Annotated in this window: 13 protein-coding genes and 1 pseudogene; 4 read left to right on the forward strand and 10 right to left on the reverse strand. The window is 45.1% G+C overall.

Annotation, left to right across the window (positions count from 1 at the left end):
• Nucleotide 1: 1 nt before the first annotated feature.
• Entirely contained in the window at nt 2-1,318 is a 1,317-nt protein-coding gene (locus C1S74_RS02470; protein ID WP_045403248.1) for a TolC family outer membrane protein, read from the reverse strand.
• Nucleotides 1,319-1,711: 393 nt separating this feature from the next.
• Here C1S74_RS02470 and C1S74_RS02475 point away from each other — a divergent pair, with 393 nt between their 5' ends.
• Complete coding sequence (locus C1S74_RS02475) at nt 1,712-8,218, forward strand: Calx-beta domain-containing protein (protein WP_045403251.1); 6,507 nt, start codon at nt 1,712-1,714, stop codon at nt 8,216-8,218.
• Nucleotides 8,219-8,285: 67 nt separating this feature from the next.
• Here C1S74_RS02475 and C1S74_RS02480 read toward each other — a convergent pair whose 3' ends face one another.
• Both C1S74_RS02480 and C1S74_RS02485 read right to left on the reverse strand, forming a co-directional pair.
• A complete protein-coding gene (locus C1S74_RS02480) occupies nt 8,286-9,479 on the reverse strand; it encodes a class I SAM-dependent methyltransferase (protein WP_045403253.1) in 1,194 nt (397 codons plus the stop codon).
• A 196-nt stretch (nt 9,480-9,675) separates the two neighbouring features.
• Nucleotides 9,676-11,079, reverse strand: a complete 1,404-nt coding sequence (locus tag C1S74_RS02485; RefSeq protein WP_039976836.1) for a methyl-accepting chemotaxis protein — start codon at nt 11,077-11,079, stop codon at nt 9,676-9,678.
• A gap of 90 nt (nt 11,080-11,169) precedes the next feature.
• Between C1S74_RS02485 and yccX the strand changes: the two genes are divergently transcribed.
• Nucleotides 11,170-11,442 (forward strand): acylphosphatase, encoded by a 273-nt coding sequence (gene yccX, locus C1S74_RS02490; protein WP_045403255.1) that lies wholly within the window; start codon nt 11,170-11,172, stop codon nt 11,440-11,442.
• A gap of 47 nt (nt 11,443-11,489) precedes the next feature.
• On the opposite strand, the gene C1S74_RS02495 is transcribed toward yccX, so the two are convergent.
• Nucleotides 11,490-11,819, reverse strand: a complete 330-nt coding sequence (locus tag C1S74_RS02495) for a TusE/DsrC/DsvC family sulfur relay protein (protein WP_005443942.1) — start codon at nt 11,817-11,819, stop codon at nt 11,490-11,492.
• Nucleotides 11,820-12,227: 408 nt separating this feature from the next.
• On the opposite strand from C1S74_RS02495, the pseudogene C1S74_RS27060 reads away from it, so the two are divergent.
• Nucleotides 12,228-12,602, forward strand: a pseudogene (locus C1S74_RS27060) (chromosome partitioning protein ParB).
• A gap of 73 nt (nt 12,603-12,675) precedes the next feature.
• On the opposite strand, the gene C1S74_RS02505 reads toward C1S74_RS27060, so the two are convergent.
• The 5 genes from C1S74_RS02505 to C1S74_RS02525 all read right to left on the reverse strand — a co-directional run bounded on the left by C1S74_RS02505 (nt 12,676) and on the right by C1S74_RS02525 (nt 17,871).
• Nucleotides 12,676-13,338, reverse strand: a complete 663-nt coding sequence (locus C1S74_RS02505; protein WP_005446774.1) for a Bax inhibitor-1/YccA family protein — start codon at nt 13,336-13,338, stop codon at nt 12,676-12,678.
• A 344-nt stretch (nt 13,339-13,682) separates the two neighbouring features.
• Nucleotides 13,683-14,432 (reverse strand): amino acid ABC transporter ATP-binding protein, encoded by a 750-nt coding sequence (locus tag C1S74_RS02510; RefSeq protein WP_038873031.1) that lies wholly within the window; start codon nt 14,430-14,432, stop codon nt 13,683-13,685.
• 23 nt (nt 14,433-14,455) lie between these two features.
• On the reverse strand, nt 14,456-15,553 hold the full coding sequence (locus C1S74_RS02515; RefSeq protein WP_045403257.1) for an amino acid ABC transporter permease: 1,098 nt from the start codon (nt 15,551-15,553) through the stop codon (nt 14,456-14,458).
• 1 nt (nt 15,554) lies between these two features.
• Nucleotides 15,555-16,760, reverse strand: coding sequence for an amino acid ABC transporter permease (locus C1S74_RS02520; protein ID WP_045403259.1), 1,206 nt, complete (start codon nt 16,758-16,760; stop codon nt 15,555-15,557).
• An 82-nt stretch (nt 16,761-16,842) separates the two neighbouring features.
• Complete coding sequence (locus C1S74_RS02525) at nt 16,843-17,871, reverse strand: amino acid ABC transporter substrate-binding protein (RefSeq protein ID WP_045403261.1); 1,029 nt, start codon at nt 17,869-17,871, stop codon at nt 16,843-16,845.
• A 461-nt stretch (nt 17,872-18,332) separates the two neighbouring features.
• Here C1S74_RS02525 and C1S74_RS02535 point away from each other — a divergent pair, with 461 nt between their 5' ends.
• Nucleotides 18,333-19,253, forward strand: a complete 921-nt coding sequence (locus tag C1S74_RS02535) for an NAD(P)-dependent oxidoreductase (protein ID WP_045403263.1) — start codon at nt 18,333-18,335, stop codon at nt 19,251-19,253.
• Between the two features lie 105 nt (nt 19,254-19,358).
• Here C1S74_RS02535 and C1S74_RS02540 read toward each other — a convergent pair whose 3' ends face one another.
• The gene (locus C1S74_RS02540; protein ID WP_038873018.1) at nt 19,359-19,841 is read right to left on the reverse strand and encodes a YajQ family cyclic di-GMP-binding protein; all 483 of its coding nucleotides are present in this window, start codon (nt 19,839-19,841) and stop codon (nt 19,359-19,361) included.
• Nucleotides 19,842-19,846: the final 5 nt, after the last annotated feature.

A 19,846-nucleotide genomic window follows, 5' to 3' on the forward strand; every position in this document is an offset into this window, starting at 1 on the left:
ATTAATACTCCACTTTCTCTAGCCACTCTTGCGGAATATCGACGCGCAAAGAGTTGAGCAGTTGTCCTGTAGCATTCATTACGCGGTATTTTGCGTATTGCTCGGCGTATTTTGAATCGAGATAATCCTTACGCGCTTCGAAAAGTTCGTTCTCAGTGTTGAGCAAATCCAAGAGAGTTCGTTTGCCAATGCGGTATTGCTTTTCGTAGGCAATCACGGTTTCTGCTGCGGAGTCTACGTGATCAGATAAGAATTCTTTTTGTTGCAAGGTTAAGTCTAAAGCACTCCAAGAAAGTCGTAACCCTTCTTCTATATTCTTGTAGGCGGACGCGCGTAAATCTTTCGCCTTATTTAATTGGTAGGCGAAATTTTCTGAGTTTGCTGCATCGCTGCCTCCGTTATAAAGGTTGTATCTTAAACGCAACATTGCGAGTGTTTCGTCACTTCGACCTTCAATACCATCTGCATCATCTCGCCAAGTCTGTGAAGCTTCGATAGAGACAGTAGGGAGGTTAACCCCTTTGGATTGCTTGTACTGGAACTTAGCTGAGTCAACATCAGCAACCGCTACTTTCACCACTGGGTGTTCCTCAAAGGCGATTCCTACAGCTTCATCGACAGTATATGGAATGAAGTTCTCATCAGCTCTAGGGAAAATTAAGCCTTGCGGAGATTGACCCACTAACCGAGTAAACATGGTATGTGTGTCATAGAGGTTGTTTTGTGCAGCAGCAAGATTGCCGTGCGCTTTTGCTAGACGTGCTTCTACCTGCGTCAAATCCGCGGTGGAACCGATACCGGAGTTCACACGCTTTTTAATATCTGAGTAAATGCGTTTGTGCACCGCTAGATTGTTTTCAGACAAGGTCAAAATTTCATAGGCTTTCACCGCATCTAAATAAACTTTTGTCACCTCTAATGCTTTGTCCGATGCATCAGCAAGGAGTTGATAACGCAGTGACTCTGCGTCTGCCGCAGTTCGATCGATGTCGTTCAGAGTAGCAGACCCATCCCAGATAAGTTGGGTTAAGGTCACGGCCGCTTCTTTACGGGTTAAGTCGGTTTGTCCACGTCCGACACTCTCGGCTGGATCGATTCCCTCATAACCAATACCAGCGTCTAAATCAATTTGTGGTAAATATGCGCCTGATGAAGCGTTGTTAACGTAACGACTACTTGTGAATTCGTTAAATGCAGCTTTCAAATCAGGGTTTGTTTTCAGCGTTAAGGCTACAGCCTGTTCTAACGTTTGACCGAAAATAGGAAATGACACTATTAGGCAACTGCAGCACGCTATGCTTAGTCGGCTCCACTTCACGGCGATTCTCCCAGAAAAATCCATACAATTTGTCGCTCTCACAAATGAGATTCAACGACATTAAACAGCGGTTGAATGCATTATTTATCAACTCACTGTTATCCCTAGGCTTTTGAGGTTAATTCTCAGTCTGACCCCTTATAACACCGTAGCACATATGACTAGGTTTGCTTATGTTTTAAGCGAAATCCCTCAAAAAAAATCCTGATTTTTTAGTGTCATAGCGATTTCGAACCGTCTGGCTTGATCGATCTTCACTTGTCCCGCCCCTAGGAAAGTGAAGCACCGAGAACCGTATAGGTAAGCAAAATTTGCGATTATTTTGACTAAACTATAGTCGTAAATGATGAGGTGACAAACTTTTGACGCAGCACGATGCGAGTCGAGGTAACTATGAATAATGCAACCTTACGCTCATTATTGGGCCAGACAGTGGTTATCGGTTTAGACGGTAATTTAAGAGAGTTGGAACAGGGCGAAGCTCCGGCTCAAGGTGAAGTGCTAGTCTCTGATTTATCGAATGAATCTACGCCTAACGTGCGGATTGTGACTCAGGAAAGTCAGGAGCCTGTAGAGATTACAGACGACGTTGCGAGAGTTGTAGAGGCGATAGCACAAGGTGATGACCCAACACAGTTAGGAACAGAATTTGAACCAGCGGCGGGTGAGAGTGACGGTTCGAGTCCTCAGGCGAGTGGCGTAATCGATCGGACTGGTGCTGAAAGCCTTGCTGCGACAGATTTCGAAACGGTAGGGTTGGCCTCTCTTGGCCTTTCAGAGACACAGATCTTAACCTTGTTAGAGTTGTATTTTAGTGGTTTTGTCTCACAACCGAGTCAAATTGCTGACGTCATCATACAGGATATATCAAGCCCAACGGTGAACGAAGGTGAAGACGTAAACTTTGATGTCACTCTGGATGGGCCGACAAGTGAAGAAACCGAGTTAGCGTTTTCTCTGGATGATGGTAGTGCGTCAGGTGGACAAGAAGGCAATGGTGCTGATTTCCTCAATAACACCGTGACGATTACGTTTGAAGATGGCACAGAACAACAACTGAGCGTCGACGAGAATGGCGATTTCACTATTGTTGTACCAAGCGAGACGACCACTTTTGCCGTCACTGTAGAAACTTTTAATGATGACCTTTTTGAAGGTGACGAAACTTTCACTCTCAATGGTTCAACGCCAAACCAACAAGAACCCGTAACTGGCACAGCAACCATCAGTGATGATGGTGATGGTCCGGGAGACAGCCCTGATGATGATCGTCCTACTGTACTTTCCATCTCAGATACGACCGTTAATGAGGGAGAGCCAGCGGTTTTTGAGATCGTCTTAAGCAACCCCAATGAATCTGAAACGACAGTCACTCTTACACTTTCTGACGGCAGCGCAACAGGAGGAGCGGACTTCGAAAACACATCTGTTTTGGTTACCTTCTCAGACGGTACGTCGCAATCTGTCAGCGTTGCAGATGATGGCTTTTTTACCGTGATGGTCCCTGCAAATGATACTGACTTTTCTGTCACGGTCGTAACGAATAATGATGAAGTACTTGAAGGGGATGAAACGTTTACGCTCACTGCAAGTACACCTGCTCAGGAAGAGCCTGCAGAAGGAACGGCAACCATCAGCGATGATGGTGATGGTCCTGGGCAAAATCCAGACGATGACCGACCTAATGTTGCATCTATTACGGATGCAACGGTAAATGAGGGCGAGGCGGCTACGCTTGTCGTAAATCTCAGTAACCCGAGCGCAACGAACACCGTTGTCACCATGCAACTCACGGGTGATACCGCGACAAGTGGTGTGGATTTTTCAGACACAACCGTCACGATCACGTTTTCAGATAATACCAGCGAAGTCGCTCTGCTGAACCCAGATGGTACATTTGAGGTAAATGTACCTGAAAACACAACGACTTTCAGCGTCACGGTCGATACCTTCAAGGACGATATTTTGGAAGGTGCAGAGACCTTTACATTGTCTGGTGCAACATCAACTCAAAATACTCCTGCAGAAGGTACGGGTACGATTGTCGATGACGGTAGCGGCCCGGGGCCTGAGCCAGATGATGACCGTCCAGTTGTTGCTTCAATTAGCAACGCGACAGTCAATGAAGGTGATCGTGCTACGTTGGATGTAACACTTAGCAATCCGAGTACAACCAACACGGTTGTAAGTATGACGCTTGCTGATGGCACCGCAGATGGTGGAGTAGATTATACCGACACTTCAGTCACCATCACTTATGCGGACAATTCAACGCAAGTGGTAGCTGTGAATTCAGACGGTACTTTTGACGTTACCGTACCTGCGAATGACACCACTTACAGCGTTACCGTTAGTACGACCGACGATGATGTGTTCGAAGGTCCAGAGACCTTCACGTTGTCAGGTTCCACTTCAACTCAAAATACTCCGGCGCAAGGCACGGGTACGATTGTTGATGATGGCAGTGGCCCGGGGCCTGAGCCAGATGATGACCGTCCAATTGTTGCTTCAATTAGCAACGCGACAGTCAATGAAGGTGATCCTGCCACATTAGATGTCACGTTAAGCAACCCAAGTACGACCGATACTGTTGTCAACATGACACTTGCTGATGGCACAGCCGATGGAGGTGTGGACTACACAGACACCTCAGTCACCATCACGTATGCAGACAACTCAACGCAAGTTGTAGCAGTAAATCCGGATGGCACATTCGATGTGAACGTGCCTGCGAATGACACGACTTACAGTGTTACTGTGAACACCACCGATGACGATGTATTTGAAGGTCCAGAAACCTTCACATTGTCAGGTTCTACGTCAACTCAAAATACTCCGGCGCAAGGCACGGGTACGATTGTTGATGATGGCAGTGGTCCGGGACCTGAGCCAGATGATGATCGTCCAGTTGTTGCTTCAATTAGCAGTGCGACAGTCAATGAAGGTGATCCGGCTACATTAGATGTCACGTTAAGCAACCCAAGTACGACTAATACAGTTGTAAGCATGACCCTCGCTGATGGAACTGCTGATGGTGGCGTGGATTACGCTGATACGTCAGTGACTATCACCTACGCGGACAACTCAACCCAAGTTTTGGCTGTGAATCCAGACGGTACTTTTGACGTGACCGTACCTGCGAATGACACCACTTACAGCGTTACTGTGAATACCACCGATGATGATGTGTTCGAAGGTCCTGAAACCTTCACATTGTCAGGTTCCACATCAACTCAAAGTACTCCTGCTCAAGGTACAGGTACGATTGTCGATGATGGTAGTGGCCCGGGACCTGAGCCAGATGATGACCGTCCAATTGTTGCTTCAATTAGCAACGCGACAGTCAATGAAGGTGATCCTGCCACACTAGATGTCACGTTAAGTAATCCAAGTACGACAGATACAGTTGTAAGCATGACGCTTGCTGATGGTACTGCCGACGGTGGCGTGGATTACACCGACACCTCGGTGACTATCACTTACGCAGATAACTCAACGCAAGTTGTAGCAGTAAATCCGGATGGCACATTCGATGTGACTGTGCCTGCCAATGACACGACTTACAGTGTTACTGTGAACACCATCAATGACACTGTCTTTGAAAGTTCCGAAACCTTCACGCTTGCTGGGGCAACCTCTATTCAAAATACGCCAGTGCAAGGCACAGGTACGATCTTAGATAACGACGCGCCTCCAGCCATCGGTAATGTGGTTGATGCGATTGTTTCTGAAGAAGGGCTACCTGATGGTATCGCAGATAATATGGGTACTCCTTCAGACTCCACGAACTCGGCGAGCTTTGTTGGCTCATTTACAGTCAGTGACCCTGATACGACGAACGTGAGTGTTGTACTTTCCGGATCCAATGGATTGGCATCTGGAGGTGAACCTGTCACTTGGTCTTGGAACGCCAATACTCAAACACTTACCGCATCGACGGCAAGTATTGCTAGTGTAGCAACAGTAGTGTTGACAGAACCCAACGCTGCAGGGCAAGGAACATGGGGTTACACCATCACACTCTTAGAGCCACTCGATCACCCAGTTAATGACGTCGAAGATTTAATCGACTTTGATTTGCAGATCTCAGTGAGTGATGGTCAAACCACGAGCTCCCAAAGTATGAACGTGGTCGTTGAGGATGACTGTCCAACTGTTCCAACGTCTTCTCAAGCCGTAGATGTGTCGCTGGCAGATATCCCGGAAATTCTCACCGGCAATATTAGCTTTGTTGGCAATGAATCAGATGCACTCAGCCGAACTTTCGGAGATGTAGAAGTGACCGCATTGGGATTTTTGTCTAATGAGTCTACCGACCTTGGCGCCGCAGAGATTAATCAAACTTCATCAGGCATTGGTGTGAAAAGTGTAGGTAATAACGGCTATCCGCTTGCTAATGAAGTGGACTATCGTTTTGCCGGTGATACCGGTGTCTCAGAACAACTGATCATCGATTTGGGCGATAAGATTGCATTTGGCGCTGAAATCGAATTCGAGAAGATGTTTGGTGGTGAGTTAGAAGAAGGTCTTGCATCTTTCTATCGCGACGGTGTTTTGATTGCTCAGCAAGCCTTTAACTCTGATGCGGCAAGCGGTGATTATGCGGCTAACTTCAGTGTTCAACAGGGTGGTTTTGACAAGGTTATTCTTGAAGCAACTGGCAACGGGAATGGGCCAAATAACGCTGACAACAGCGACTTTACAGTGAAATCTATCACCTTTACTGGGGCTGATTCTGCCATTCCAGTTGCAACTGCAGAAGGTAATTTAGGCGCACTCTATGGCGCTGATGGCCCAGGAAGTATCGTACTTAATGGTGCAGAGAGTGGCTTAGAAACGCTTGATGGCAAAGTTATTAACGTTGCAATTGATCCTCAGAATCCAAACAGATTAGTCGGTGAAGCGAACGGCGAATTGGCTTTTGAAGTTCAACTAACGCCAAGTACTGGGAAGTGGGAATTCTTCCAGTACGTACCTTTGACCTCTCCAAGTGGGGATGGCGATATCGACTTCAGTTACACGATTATCGATAACGATGGTGACAGTAAGACGGGGAATTTTGCGGTTAATCCATATGCGCCTCCGATTGTTGAAGGTGCAACGCTTAATGTTTCTGAAGAAGGTTTGGGTAACGCCATTGCCGATGACTTCGCGCTGAATGGTTTTATGGACACCACAGACTCAACGTTAGATATGGATCAGTTAACACTTGGTCAAACGGTTGACTCGGTCGCACTGAATGTCCCAACTGCGAACCTAACCAGTAACGGTGAGGCAATCACATGGACCTTGTCCAACAACGACCAATTGCTTGTTGGCTCAGCGGATGGAGAAGAGGTCATTAAGATCTCGGTCAATGATACGGGGGCAATCTCTACTGAACTTCTTGGCCCAATAGATCATCCAGATACTTCTGGCGAGGACTCCTTAAACATTGAGGTGCCTGTCGTTGTTTCGAATGCACTTGGGTTGACGAACTCTGCGGTAGCAAATGTTGTTATTGAAGATGATTCACCTGATTCGACATCCATTGTTCATGATGTGGTCGCGGAAACAAAAGAGAGCGCTAACGTTCAATTGATCATGGATGTTTCAGGCTCGATGCGCACGGGTAATCGCCTTCAAATAATGAAGGACTCGGCAACTCAGTTATTAAATCAGTACGAATCGATTGGCCAAACTCGGGTTCAAATCATCAAATACAGCGGTTCAGCAACAACGTACGCCATTGCCGGGGCAACATGGTTAACCGTAGATGAAGCGAAAGCGTACATTGATACACTTACTGCCGGCGGCGCAACCAATTACAATCGAGCAATTAATGAAGCGAAGGACTCTTGGGATGATGCGGGTAAGTTACCTAGTGCATCAAACGTGAGCTACTTCTTATCTGACGGTCAACCAAATCCAGCCTCATCATTCATCAACGATGCTCGTGAGGGTAGTTGGATAGATCACTTGACCGATTCTGAAAATCAGATCACGGCGCTGGCTTATGGTATGGGCGTGAACCTGATGCCTGATCAGTTAGACCGTGTTGCTTACGATGGTTTCTTGAACCAAGACCTTGATGGTGTAGTGGTGCCTGACGTTACTCAGTTGCCTCCAGTTATGTTGCAGTCCGTGATTCAACCTGTTGGTGGTAACCTCATGTACACCACATCACCGGATACAGGTATTGGTGCAGATGGCGGTTACATCAGCGAAATAGAACATGACGGTGTCACTTATTCATTTGATGGTACAGACTTGACGGTTGTAGACAATAACAACGACATCTCACATGCATTTGACGATATCACGATGTTGCTCACTATCTACATCGACAGTAAGCACACGTTGGAAGTCGATTTGAATGATGGTGCGTATGCCTTCTATGGTGCGGTAGGCGACACAGTGGAAACGTTAGACTTCGATTACGTGCTTACCGATAACGATGGTGACCAATCTGAAAATACACTTCAGTTTGTGATTGACGAAAATGGTGGTGTAAACGCAGCGAGCGGTGGTGCTGCGAACATCATTGAAGCGGAAGTGGATGTAAGCCATGACATTTTAATTGGTAATGACAATGAAGCGGACATATTTAGATGGGTTAATGACTCACTAGATTCCGGCACGGACTTGGTGCGTGGCTTTGAACGAGACCTCGACATCCTAGATCTAAACCAAGTTGTCGAAGATGCAGGGCATAACACCATTGAAGAGCTGCTCAATAGTATCGACCTAAATGTTGACGGCGAAGATCTATCACTTGAAATCACCCACAACGAGGGCAATTCCATCCAAACGATCGTCATTGAAAAAGGAGCTTCCGAGTTTAGCGACTTGATCATCGGAAATATGGACTTTGAAAGAGATGTCTTATCGGCTCTCACGAAAATAAATTTAGACTCATAATAAAAAAGGGCCGACAGGCCCTTTTTCTTTGCTTCAATTCTTTATTGCTGGCTTTAAGCAAGCCCGATTATAGAACTTTACACGCAAATCCTTTCAGGTAGAAACCTTCTGGGTAGGCTGTATCCGTTGGGTGATCGGCTGCTTGTTCAAAACGCTCTACAAATTTTACTTGGCGATTTGCATCTACTGCGGCGTCAGCAATGATTTTTTGGAACAGAACTTGGTCCATTAAGCCTGAGCAAGAGTAGGTCAGTAGCGTGCCACCCGGGTTTAGAATTTGCATCGCCAACATGTTGATGTCTTTGTAGCCGCGGCATGCTCCGTTTAGCTGTGCTTTACTTTCTGCGAACTTCGGTGGATCCATGATCACAACATCGAACTTCGTACCTTGGTCACGGTATTCGCGTAGCAGTTTGAACACGTCAGCGTTTAGGAAAACAGCGCGTTTTTTCGAGATATCGAATTCGTTCAGTTCTGCGTTGAACTTGGCAGTGTCTAGAGCAGGTTGTGATACGTCCGCATTGATAACGCGTTTTGCGCCGCCTTTTAGTGCATACAAACCAAAACCGCCGGTGTACGAGAAACAGTTCAGAACTTCTTTGTCTTTCACGTACTTCATCGCTTGTTGGCGGCTATCACGTTGGTCTAGGTAGAAACCCGTTTTATGACCGCCGACGATATCGACACTGATCTTCACTCCATTCTCTTCAATCACCACTGATTTTGGTGGCTCTTCACCGTGCAGTACGCCAGTGGTTTCTTTCAAACCTTCTTTCTTACGTACCGCGACGTCTGAACGCTCGTAAACGTTGTAGTCAGGGAAGCACTCAACCAAAGCATCAACAATCGCTTGCTTGTTGTATTCTGCGCCCGCACTTAGAAGCTGACACACAAAGAAGTTTTGGTAACGGTCGATAGTAACGCCAGGCATACCATCAGACTCTGCCGCGATAAGACGGTAGCCAGTTAGGCCATCGCGTTCGATAATGTCTTCACGAAGAAGCTGAGCGTTGTTGAAACGCTTAACGAAGAAGGCTTTGTTGATTTCTTCTTTTTCAAAACTCCAGATACGAGCACGGATTTGAGACTCTGGTGAGTATGCTGCTTTAGCTAGCCATTTTCCGTCGTGAGTGAATACATCAACGGTTTCGCCGAGCGCTGGTTCGCCCTCAACTTTACTGATGCCTCGAGAGAAGATCCAAGGGTGCTTGCGCTTAACCGATTTCTCACGACCTTTTACCAAATAGATAGCAGCTGTCATTTCTTTAGCTCTTGTTGAATTTTGAAAGGGGCGTATTGTCCGGGATGTTGCTTGCAAAAGCAATATCCGTAGGCAATCCAATTATTTGCTGTCGAGTTAATTGTAGCGGTCATCTCGCTTAAGAATAGAGTTGGCTAGTGTTATTTTGCATACAAAAAAGGGCCACCGAAGTGACCCTAGATTCTGATTCATTCGACTAGGCTTTTAGACCTGTCAGCAACGATTCCATGGTGTCACTTTGAGCTCGAAGCTGCTCAACGTTTTGCGACGTTGTGCTGATCATCGTACATACATTGTTTGCTTGTATGCGGATCTCTTCAACGCTTGATGCAATATTGTCTGCAACGACACCTTGCTCTTCAGCGGCGGTGGCAATTTGAATGCTGCTGTCTGAGATAGTTTGGTTCTTGTCTGCCAGTGAGCCTATTTCGTGGTTCACTTCAGCCATCAGAGTTTGGCCCTCGTTCGCATTATGAACCGTTACTTCCATTAGTTTAGTCAGTGATTGGCTATTACGTTGTAGCGCTTCAATCATTGCTTGGATTTCAACCGTTGCTTGTTGAGTACGTCCAGCTAGAGCGCGAACCTCATCGGCAACAACCGCAAACCCACGACCTTGTTCACCTGCACGTGCTGCTTCAATAGCCGCGTTTAACGCAAGTAGGTTAGTTTGCTCAGAAATGCCATTAATGGTCGTTACCACTTCATCAATCTGTGCAGCATTTGCATCTAACTCTTCTACGGCTTGTGATGCTGATTGAATCTCAGTCGACAAGTTAGAAATAGAATGCAGCGTGTTTTCAACCTTCACTTGGCCAGATTGAGCGACGCTGCGAGCATCGTCAGTCTGCGTACTTGAATCGTGTGCCAGAGTTGCAACTTCACGAATCGTGGAAGCCATCTGCTCTGTTGCACTTGCTAGTGAGTTAAGGTGCTCTTGTTGAGTATTCGAGATCTCAGAACTGTTGTGAATCGAAAGGTTCAGATCAGAACTGATTTGCTGCATGAGCGCCACTGATTCTTGAATGGATTGAACCATCTTTTGTTCGCGATCTGCTACTTTGTCGATGGTAATCGCGATTTCGCTGAACTCATCACGAACGCGGAAGAAATTCATACGCGCTGTTAGATCACCATCCGCAAGCGTGTTGAGAGCTTTGTTCATCGTAAACATCGCACCACCGATGAAAGTCATGATGTAGTAAACACCAATCGCGATGATGAATAGAGTCACAAGAATAATACTTACTTGCGTTGTAGAAAGTGCGGTCCATAAAGACTGCTCATGGTTTGCTACAAGGCTAAATGCGCCATTCAGCACGGACACGGAATCTGGGCCAGTACCAAAGGTAATGGTGTCTGAGCCTGCAATAAGGTTTGCAACTTGAGATTGCGAAAGGTTGCCAGCCTCGATCAGCCCTTTCATCAGCATCAATTCTTCCTGATACAAACCAGAAATCATGGAGTCAGCGGCACTGTTTAAGACTAAAGTGAGAATGACTAATGCAAGAAGAGGAAGAAAGAAGAGTAAATAGAACTTTTCTTGAATTTTTAAATGGATGAGATACTTATCAATCCAACGGAAGGGAATTTCTTTCATAATTATTATAACCATATAAAAACCCACTATCCTTAGTGGGGTAAATAGACGCAAATAATATATCACTCAAATATAGGGAGCGGTATACGGATGGTACTAAAGTGTGAGAAGTTTCTGATAGTAGGGCATGTTCAAGGGGTAGGATTTCGATACCACACGTCACATCAAGGTTTGAAGTTAGGTTTAACGGGGTATGCAAAGAATTTGAACAATGGTGATGTCGAGGTCATCGCTTGTGGTACAGAGGCGCAAATTGCAGCGTTTTCGGCGTGGCTGGAGGATGGTCCGCGGACGGCAACGGTAGAAAGCGTTACCCAAGAGGGTGTGTCTTACAAACCTTTCCGCGGATTTAAGATCTTATAGTTTTATAAGCAGTGATCTTTTAAGTGGTGTTTTTGCAAACTAGAGCACTACAAGCATTTCGCTGGCTTTGGCAGACCTGCCAATTTTGTTGCTTGCTTTGCAGGGCCTTTCTTAAATAATTTGAATAGGTACTTACTGTTACCTTTTTCTGGGCCGTGTGCTTTTTCCATCGCCTTCACAAGCATTCTTACCGCAGGTGAGGTGTTGAACTCCTCATAAAAGTCGCGTACGAAGTGAACCACTTCTAAGTGCGCATCGGTAAGCTCGATCTCTTCATCTTTTGCTAGAAGCTCAATCATGCCTTCTTCCCACTGAGTGTGGTCAAGTAGGTAGCCTTGAGCGTCGGTTTCAATTTCTTTGCCGTTGTAAACGAACATAGCTTTGTTTCCGCTAAGTAACCATTGATACGTATAGGGTAGCGTAGAGCGAAGCTTAGACTCAACAAAAGAATCTTTGAAGGCTTCTGAGCGAAGTAAATTTACACAATTGATAGCAGAAAAAGAAAGTCCTGGCAGGAGGGGTTAATTACTCTGATTATTCACAAGAATGTAAATTTATTCATCTTGTTAGAAAATTCTCGGGGTGAGTATCTGTATGTTTGCATTTTTATCCAAAGTTATTCATTTTTCGTTGTCTTTTTTAATAGTTTCATATGTTTAAGTGAGGTGTTGACGAACAATGATTCGCTTACGACGTTGTGTTTGTTGTTATGGGGCGATATTCTCTTGGTTTAATAATTAACCTGTGTTCAGGTTATAAACCAAAATCATGACAAGGAGTTAGTCGTGTCGAAACAACGTTATATTGAGATTAACGATAACGTCAAATCCACTTGGTCTATCGAGCGTATTTGGAAGCTCGCAGAATCTTTACCCGTAGAAGAAATTGCAATTGATGACATCAAAGGTCCGAATGAGGTGACTTAGTTTAGTGAAGAAGGGCCGCTGCCAACCTGTCGTGAAATAGCGAAACATTGCCAACGTATCAACAACGCCGATTTGTCGTATCCCGTCATATTAACCAGTGATTATCGAGTCTTTGATGGCATGCATCGCATTGCCAAGAAAATCATGTTGGGAGAGGAAACCATCCAAGTGAGACGGTTTAGAGAAAATCCAGAGGCTGACGAAGTTATCGAGTTGGCGGTAGACCAAGCATAACAAACTGAATTACTTGCAAAGAAAAGCCCGAAGTAGAACTTCGGGCTTTTGAGTTTTAATTCAATCTAACGAATTAATCGTCGTTCATGATGCCTAGGATGCTTAGTAGGCTGATGAAGATGTTGTAGATTGAAACGTATAGCGTAATCGTTGCAGAGATGTAGTTTGTTTCACCGCCACGGATGATGCCTTGCGTAGTCATCAAAATAGCCATGGTAGAGAAAACAATAAACAAGCTGCTCATTGCTAGGTGCAGGATAGTTGATTGGATAAAGATGCTCGCAATCATACCTACTACTAGAACAACGAATAGAGACAACATCAGGCCACCCATCATAGATAGGTCGCGTTTGGTTGTTAGAGCGTAAGCAGAAGCTGCCATGAATGACAGAGCGGTACCGCCAAGTGCAGTAAGAACCACATCGCCCATACCAGCGCCGATGTACATGTTTAGAATTGGACCGATGGTGTAACCCAAGAAACCAGTAAATAGGAATGTAAATACCAGACCCATGCTGTTGTTACGGTTCTTTTCAGTCAGGAATAGTAAGCCGTAGAAACCAACCAACATCAGGATAATGCCCGGACGTGGCAAGTTAAACGCCATTGAAACGCCAGCAACCAGTGCTGACCATAGTAAAGTCATTGAAAGTAGTGCATATGTATTACGCAATACTTTGTTGGTTTGTAGAGCACTCTCTTGAGTAGTAGTGCGTGAAAACATAGGACTGTTCATAATCTTCCTCTATAAGGGACCGTCTTATCTTTGATATATAGACATATATGGGCCCGAAAGTTCAAAAAATCAAGCCCGACACGTCTATCTCTAGAACAAAATAATAATAGAAATAGTGTGTTATGTATGTGGCAACTTGTAACACAATATTACTGCCTTGCATAGTTAGGAAGGGCTTGGCAATCAAAGGTATGAAGGTTACCTCACGAACTTTTTTGTAAAATCGAACAAATTTACAACGTATTGAATCAACTGGATTTTCGTAACATCGATTTGAGGCAAACAAAAAGCGCCGATTTTTTTCGAATCGACGCTTCACTTTTTTAGCGTTTTTTTGCGACTAATTAATGGTGAAGAATTTGCGCAAGGAAGTTCTGAGTTCGATCAGATTGTGGATTTTCAAAGAAATCGACAGGGTTGTTCTCTTCGATGATTTCGCCTGCGTCCATGAAGATAACGCGATCTGCGACTTCTTTCGCGAAGCCCATTTCGTGTGTTACACAAAGCATGGTCATGCCTTCTTCCGCCAGTTCAACCATTACATCAAGAACCTCACGTACCATTTCTGGATCGAGCGCTGATGTCGGTTCATCAAACAACATCACCTTTGGGCTCATGCAAAGAGAGCGTGCAATCGCTACACGTTGTTGCTGACCACCTGAAAGCTGACCTGGATACTTATCTGCTTGATCTGGGATCTTAACACGCTCTAGGTACTGCATCGCGATGGCTTCCGCTTCTTCCTTTGGCATCTTCTTCACCCAAATTGGGGCAAGTGTACAGTTCTCTAGAACCGTTAGGTGAGGGAAGAGATTAAAGTGCTGGAAACACATGCCGACTTCGCGACGAACGGCTTCGATGTTCTTTAGGTCTTCGGTTAATTCGGTGCCTGAAACATAGATGTTGCCTGCTTGATGTTCTTCCAAGCGGTTGATACAACGAATCATGGTCGATTTGCCAGAGCCAGAAGGACCACAGATAACAATCTTTTCGCCTTTCTTTACATCGAGGTTGATGTTCTTTAGTACGTGAAACTCACCATACCACTTATTCATGTCCTTCAGCTGGATCATATAGTCTTGTTGTTGCGTCATAATACGTCCTTGATCTTGATGAGTTATCGTTTGTGACCGGTATGAAGTCTATTTTCGAGCCATATCGAGTAGCGTGACATGCCAAAACAGAATACCCAAAACACTAACGCGACAAATACATAACTTTCTGTAGCGAAGCCTAACCATTCAGGGTCAGTGTTCGCTGCTTGTCCTATACCAAGTACATCAAACATACCGATAATAAGCACAAGGCTGGTGTCTTTGAACAAACCAATAAAGGTGTTCACGATAGAAGGGATAGTAATCTTAAGAGCCTGAGGCAAGATGATCAGTCCCATCTTTTTCCAATAGCTTAAACCTAACGCATCGGCGGCTTCGTACTGGCCCTTTGGAATCGCTTGTAAGCCACCACGCACCACTTCTGCCATATAAGCGGCACTGAACATCACAACACCGATTAGGGCGCGGATAAGTTTGTCCGTTTCTGAGCCTTGGGCAAGAAAGAGCGGGAGCATGACGGATGCCATGAAGAGTACCGTAATTAAAGGTACCCCTCGCCATACCTCAATATAGATAGTACAAATACTGCGGATGATAGGCATGTCCGAACGACGGCCTAACGCTAACGCCACACCAATAGGTAAGGAGACGACGATACCGACTAAGGCGATGATCAGCGTAACCAGCAAGCCACCCCATTTATGTGTCTCAACCACTTCTAGGCCGAATACCCCGCCATACAATAATGCTGCGATAATGAACGGGTATATGTTCACAAAGAATAGCCAAATCCAAATACGTTTTGGGGTCTTCTCGTAAGCGAGGAGTGCTGTGAATATCGCCAAGGTAATGTAGAACAAACGTGGTCGCCACAGTTCAGCTTCTGGATAGAAACCGTACATAAACTGCTCCCAGCGTACGCTAATAAATACCCAACATGCGCCTTCACGGGAACAGTCATCTCTCGTTGTGCCAACCCAATCGGCATTAATGAATGCCCAATCCGCAATGTTCCAAAGTGCAGAAAACACAATGTAGGCAAGGATGATGGTAACAACCGAGTTAACTGGGCCGTTGAATAGGTTTTTGCGCAGCCATCCCACAATACCGACGGTATTGGACGGAGGTGGAAGATCAGGCTGAAATTGATGTGTGCTCATATTATCTCTCCACCAGCGCTACTTTTCGGTTGTACAAGTTCATCAACGCCGACGTTATCAAGCTCAATGTTAGGTATACACCCATCGTCATTGCGATAATTTCGATCGCTTGTCCAGTCTGGTTCAGCGTTGTACCGGCAAAGACCGAAACAAGGTCTGGGTAGCCGATTGCCATTGCCAACGAAGAGTTCTTCGTTAAGTTCAAGTATTGGCTTGTTAGAGGAGGGATAATGATTCGCAATGCTTGCGGAATCACCACCAGTTTCAGTGTTTTTGCTCTCGGTAAACCCAGTGACATCGCGGCTTCGGTTTGACCATGATTCACAGCGTTAATACCAGAGCGAACAATCTCAGCAATAAACGATGCAGTGTAAACACTTAACGCTAAAAGAAGTGCTGCAAGCTCCGGAATAATGCTGATACCACCGCGGAAGTTGAAGCCTTTTAATTCTGGGTACTCCAAAGAGATCGGCATGCCTGTTACAAAGTAAACCACCAAAGGCAGACCAATCACTAGGCCGAATATAATTCGTCCCATTGGTGTTTGTTGGCCTGTTAATCGTTGCTTGTTCTTAGCCCAGCGATTGATTAAGAAGCTTGCAACAATGCCTATGATGAGTGCCGCAACAACAAAACCACCGCCAGCTTCAATTACAGGAGAAGGGAAGTAAAGACCACGAACATTCAGGAAAACGGATTCTCCAAGACTTAAGCTTTGTCTTGGCGAAGGAAGGGCTTGTAGAACCGCGAAATACCAAAAAAATATTTGTAAAAGTAGAGGGATATTTCGGAACGTTTCAATATAAACCGCCGCTAAACGACTGACCAGCCAGTTAGAAGAAAGGCGTGCGATCCCCATAACGAAACCAATGACGGTTGCGAGGATAATACCCAGCACAGACACGAGTGCGGTATTAAGCAAGCCAATGACAAATGTACGCCCATAAGAGAACGTTTCGTCATATTCGATGAGTGTTAGTCCAATACCAAAGCCCGCTTCTTGGTTAAGGAAACCAAAGCCGGTGGCAATACCACGAGCATCGAGATTGGTTAGTGCATTGTTGATGATTGTGTAGAAGAAAAATACCAGTGCGGCGATGGCAATGATCTGGAAAATAGCAGAACGAAAAGCTGGATTGTAAATCAGACTCTTGCTTCCGCTTGGTTTGGACATCGTACTTTGCGATGCATTATTCGTCGGTTTCATACAGCGATAACCTCAAACCCTTATATAGAATAGATTCAGCCAAGAAAAAGGGCGGCATACACCGCCCTTATTTAACTCGTTTCTATCGGATAGGTGGTGCGTACATAAAGCCGCCTGCATTCCACAGTGCGTTTACACCGCGAGAAATCTTAAGAGGCGAACCAGTACCTACCGTACGCTCAAAGCTCTCACCATAGTTACCGACTTGCTTGATAACTTGGTAACCCCAATCGTCACGGATGCCTAGGCCTTTACCTTTAGGGCCGTCAACACCAAGAATGCGTTTGATGTTTGGATCTTTCGATTTCAACATTTCATCGGCGTTCTTAGAACTGATGCCATATTCTTCCGCATTCACCATTGCAAATAGCGTCCATTTGGCGATGTTGAACCATTGATCATCACCTTGACGAACAACAGGGCCTAGTGGTTCTTTTGAAATGATTTCTGGAAGTACGGTTGCTGAAGAAGGGTCTTTAAGGTTTAAGCGAAGGGCATAAAGGCCAGATTGGTCAGTAGTAAGCACATCACATCGGCCAGCATCGAAACCTTTAGAGGTTTGCGCTGCGGTATCAAATACCACTGGCTTATAAGCCATACCTTGGTTACGGAAGTAATCTGCTAGGTTAAGCTCTGTGGTTGTACCTGATTGCACACATACAGAAGCGCCATCAAGTTCTTTTGCACTTGAGATGCCTAGATCTTTCTTCACCATAAAACCTTGTCCATCGTAGTAGTTAACGCCTACGAAGTTCAAACCAAGAGCAGTGTCGCGATGAAGTGTCCAGGTGGTGTTACGTGAAAGCACATCGATTTCACCCGATTGTAGAGCGGTGAAACGTTCTTTCGCGGTGAGGGGTACATATTTAACTTTCGTTTTATCCCCAAGAACGGCTGCGGCCAGCGCTTGGCAATATTCTACGTCGATACCTTCCCATTCACCTTTAGAGTTAGGGTTTGAGAAACCAGGTAGACCGGTACTTACGCCACAAGTGATGAAGCCTTGTTTTGTGACTTTGTCCAGAGTAGTGTCTGCTGCTTGAGCTGATGTTGCCATCATGGCAGTAGAAGCCGCTACGACGGAAGCAAGAACTGTGAGTTTATATGCCATTTGTATCCTTCCTGTATGATCCATGTTTAATCAGGAGCGACCTGATACAACGTGTCCAATTTATTTGTGTTATCGTCCTATCTGGTTGATTTTCAATAAAACGGTAATCGATAAATCAACCAGTTATAAGCGTAGGTAAGGATCTGCTAATTCTCAAATATATAATTTAAATAGAGTTTTGGAGAGAACTTACAAAGAACCTTGCGATTTAGAATGACCAAATGTTAAATGTTTGTAAATAGTGCAACAAGTTGTCAAATTGGTGCATCAGAACAATCACTAAAAGAGTGGCAAAAACAGAAGGATAATAATTTGCTATTAAAAGTGTCATTAGTAGAGGTTGGCTGAGTCGGCCGAAAATTTGAACAAAAATTATTTGTGACATCGAAACTAGGTGAACAGGTTGCCCTGTTTTTGGTAGCATGAATTCCGACAGTTATTTGAAGTAATCATGGATTGAAATGCGATATTTTCCTCTGTTCTTAGATTTAGTAGATAAACCCGTGCTTGTTGTAGGCGGTGGTGAAGTGGCAAGCCGAAAAGTAGAAGCCCTACTTAAAGCTGGAGCGGACATCACCATTGTGTCTCCAAGCCTAGTGGACTTCCTTTCAAAGTTGGCCGAAGACCATCAATTGCGTTGGGTTCAACGTTTCTATTCAAGTGACATTGTCACTAAATCCTTCATTCAAGTATGGGCAACGACCGATAATCCAGAGTTGAATCATCAAGTTTATAAAGATGCCAAAGAGCTTGGCATATTAGTTAATGTTGTCGATGACAAGCCGTACTGTGATTTTATTACGCCTTCAATGATCAATCGTGGCCGCATTCAAATTGCTATTTCAAGCGGTGGGGCGTCTCCTGTTTTAATTCGAAATATTCGAGAAAAGCTTGAAGCGATTCTTCCACAAAATATGGGATTGATGGCGGAGTTCGCTAACTCCAAACGTAATTCGATTAAAGAGGCACTACCGAGCGTCGACTTACGCCGGAAGTTTTGGGAGAGTTATTTCTCTCACCCAGAAGTAGAAAACGCTCGCGATAATCGCGAATTGGAAATCATTTATCAGCAAACCATGGCAAAACCTCTGGACGAGGAGGGAAGCTGTACTTGGATTCAAGTTGGGCAAGATGTCGAAATGCTGCCAATTAAAGCAGTCCGCTACATGCAGCAAGCCGAACTTGCCTTGTATTCGACGAAGTGCGAAGTGGACGTGATGGAATTAGTAAGAAGGGATGCGGAACGTGAACCTTTTAGAAGTGCCACCGAACTTGCTGATATGTTGACTAAAGCGAGAAAAGAAAACTTACGTGTGTGCGTGTTTGTACCTTCAGGGACGAGTGAATTCTCTTTATTGCAAGGGCAAGACCTAGTTATCTGATTATCTTGCATAAAGTTTACGGACATAAAAAACGCCGACGAATAACTCGTCGGCGTTTTCAATTCTTGGTTTCTTCAATCGACAGGTGTTAATTGAGGAACCGAATTAATCACGGAAGTTGTTGTACTGAAATGGGATACCCATATCTGCTTCACGGATCGCTGCAATCGTCGCTTGGAGATCATCACGCTTCTTACCTGTTACGCGAACTTTGTCGCCTTGGATAGAAGCTTGAACTTTAAGCTTTGCGTCTTTGATTAGCTTAACCACTTTCTTCGCGGTTGGTGTATCAATGCCTTGGCGGAAAGCGACGTTTTGGTGCCAGTTTTTACCTGTTGCTTCTGGATTTTTTGCGTCCATAGCATTTGCATCAATGTTGCGTTTAGCCAAGTGGCTACGCAGAATGTCACGCATTTGCTTGAGCTGAAACTCGCCTTCTGCTGACACTTTTACATTTTCTTCTACTAGCTCAAAGCTCGCATTCACATTGCGGAAATCGAAACGAGTAGACAGTTCACGGTTAGCGTTATCAACCGCGTTACGTAATTCGACGGTATCGATTTCTGAAACAATATCAAACGATGGCATGAAGA

Source organism: Vibrio hyugaensis, assembly GCF_002906655.1.
Lineage (GTDB): Bacteria > Pseudomonadota > Gammaproteobacteria > Enterobacterales > Vibrionaceae > Vibrio > Vibrio hyugaensis.

What these genes read in the sequence shown, in the direction of transcription:
- C1S74_RS02540 (WP_038873018.1), bottom strand. Translation starts at nt 19,841, where the DNA reads ATGCCATCGTTTGATATTGTTTCAGAAATCGATACCGTCGAATTACGT.
- C1S74_RS02525 (WP_045403261.1), bottom strand. Translation starts at nt 17,871, where the DNA reads ATGGCATATAAACTCACAGTTCTTGCTTCCGTCGTAGCGGCTTCTACT.
- C1S74_RS02505 (WP_005446774.1), bottom strand. Translation starts at nt 13,338, where the DNA reads ATGAACAGTCCTATGTTTTCACGCACTACTACTCAAGAGAGTGCTCTA.
- C1S74_RS02510 (WP_038873031.1), bottom strand. Translation starts at nt 14,432, where the DNA reads ATGACGCAACAACAAGACTATATGATCCAGCTGAAGGACATGAATAAG.
- C1S74_RS02535 (WP_045403263.1), top strand. Translation starts at nt 18,333, where the DNA reads ATGCGATATTTTCCTCTGTTCTTAGATTTAGTAGATAAACCCGTGCTT.
- C1S74_RS02485 (WP_039976836.1), bottom strand. Translation starts at nt 11,079, where the DNA reads ATGAAAGAAATTCCCTTCCGTTGGATTGATAAGTATCTCATCCATTTA.
- yccX (WP_045403255.1), top strand. Translation starts at nt 11,170, where the DNA reads ATGGTACTAAAGTGTGAGAAGTTTCTGATAGTAGGGCATGTTCAAGGG.
- C1S74_RS02495 (WP_005443942.1), bottom strand. Translation starts at nt 11,819, where the DNA reads ATGTTCGTTTACAACGGCAAAGAAATTGAAACCGACGCTCAAGGCTAC.
- C1S74_RS02475 (WP_045403251.1), top strand. Translation starts at nt 1,712, where the DNA reads ATGAATAATGCAACCTTACGCTCATTATTGGGCCAGACAGTGGTTATC.
- C1S74_RS02520 (WP_045403259.1), bottom strand. Translation starts at nt 16,760, where the DNA reads ATGAAACCGACGAATAATGCATCGCAAAGTACGATGTCCAAACCAAGC.
- C1S74_RS02480 (WP_045403253.1), bottom strand. Translation starts at nt 9,479, where the DNA reads ATGACAGCTGCTATCTATTTGGTAAAAGGTCGTGAGAAATCGGTTAAG.
- C1S74_RS02515 (WP_045403257.1), bottom strand. Translation starts at nt 15,553, where the DNA reads ATGAGCACACATCAATTTCAGCCTGATCTTCCACCTCCGTCCAATACC.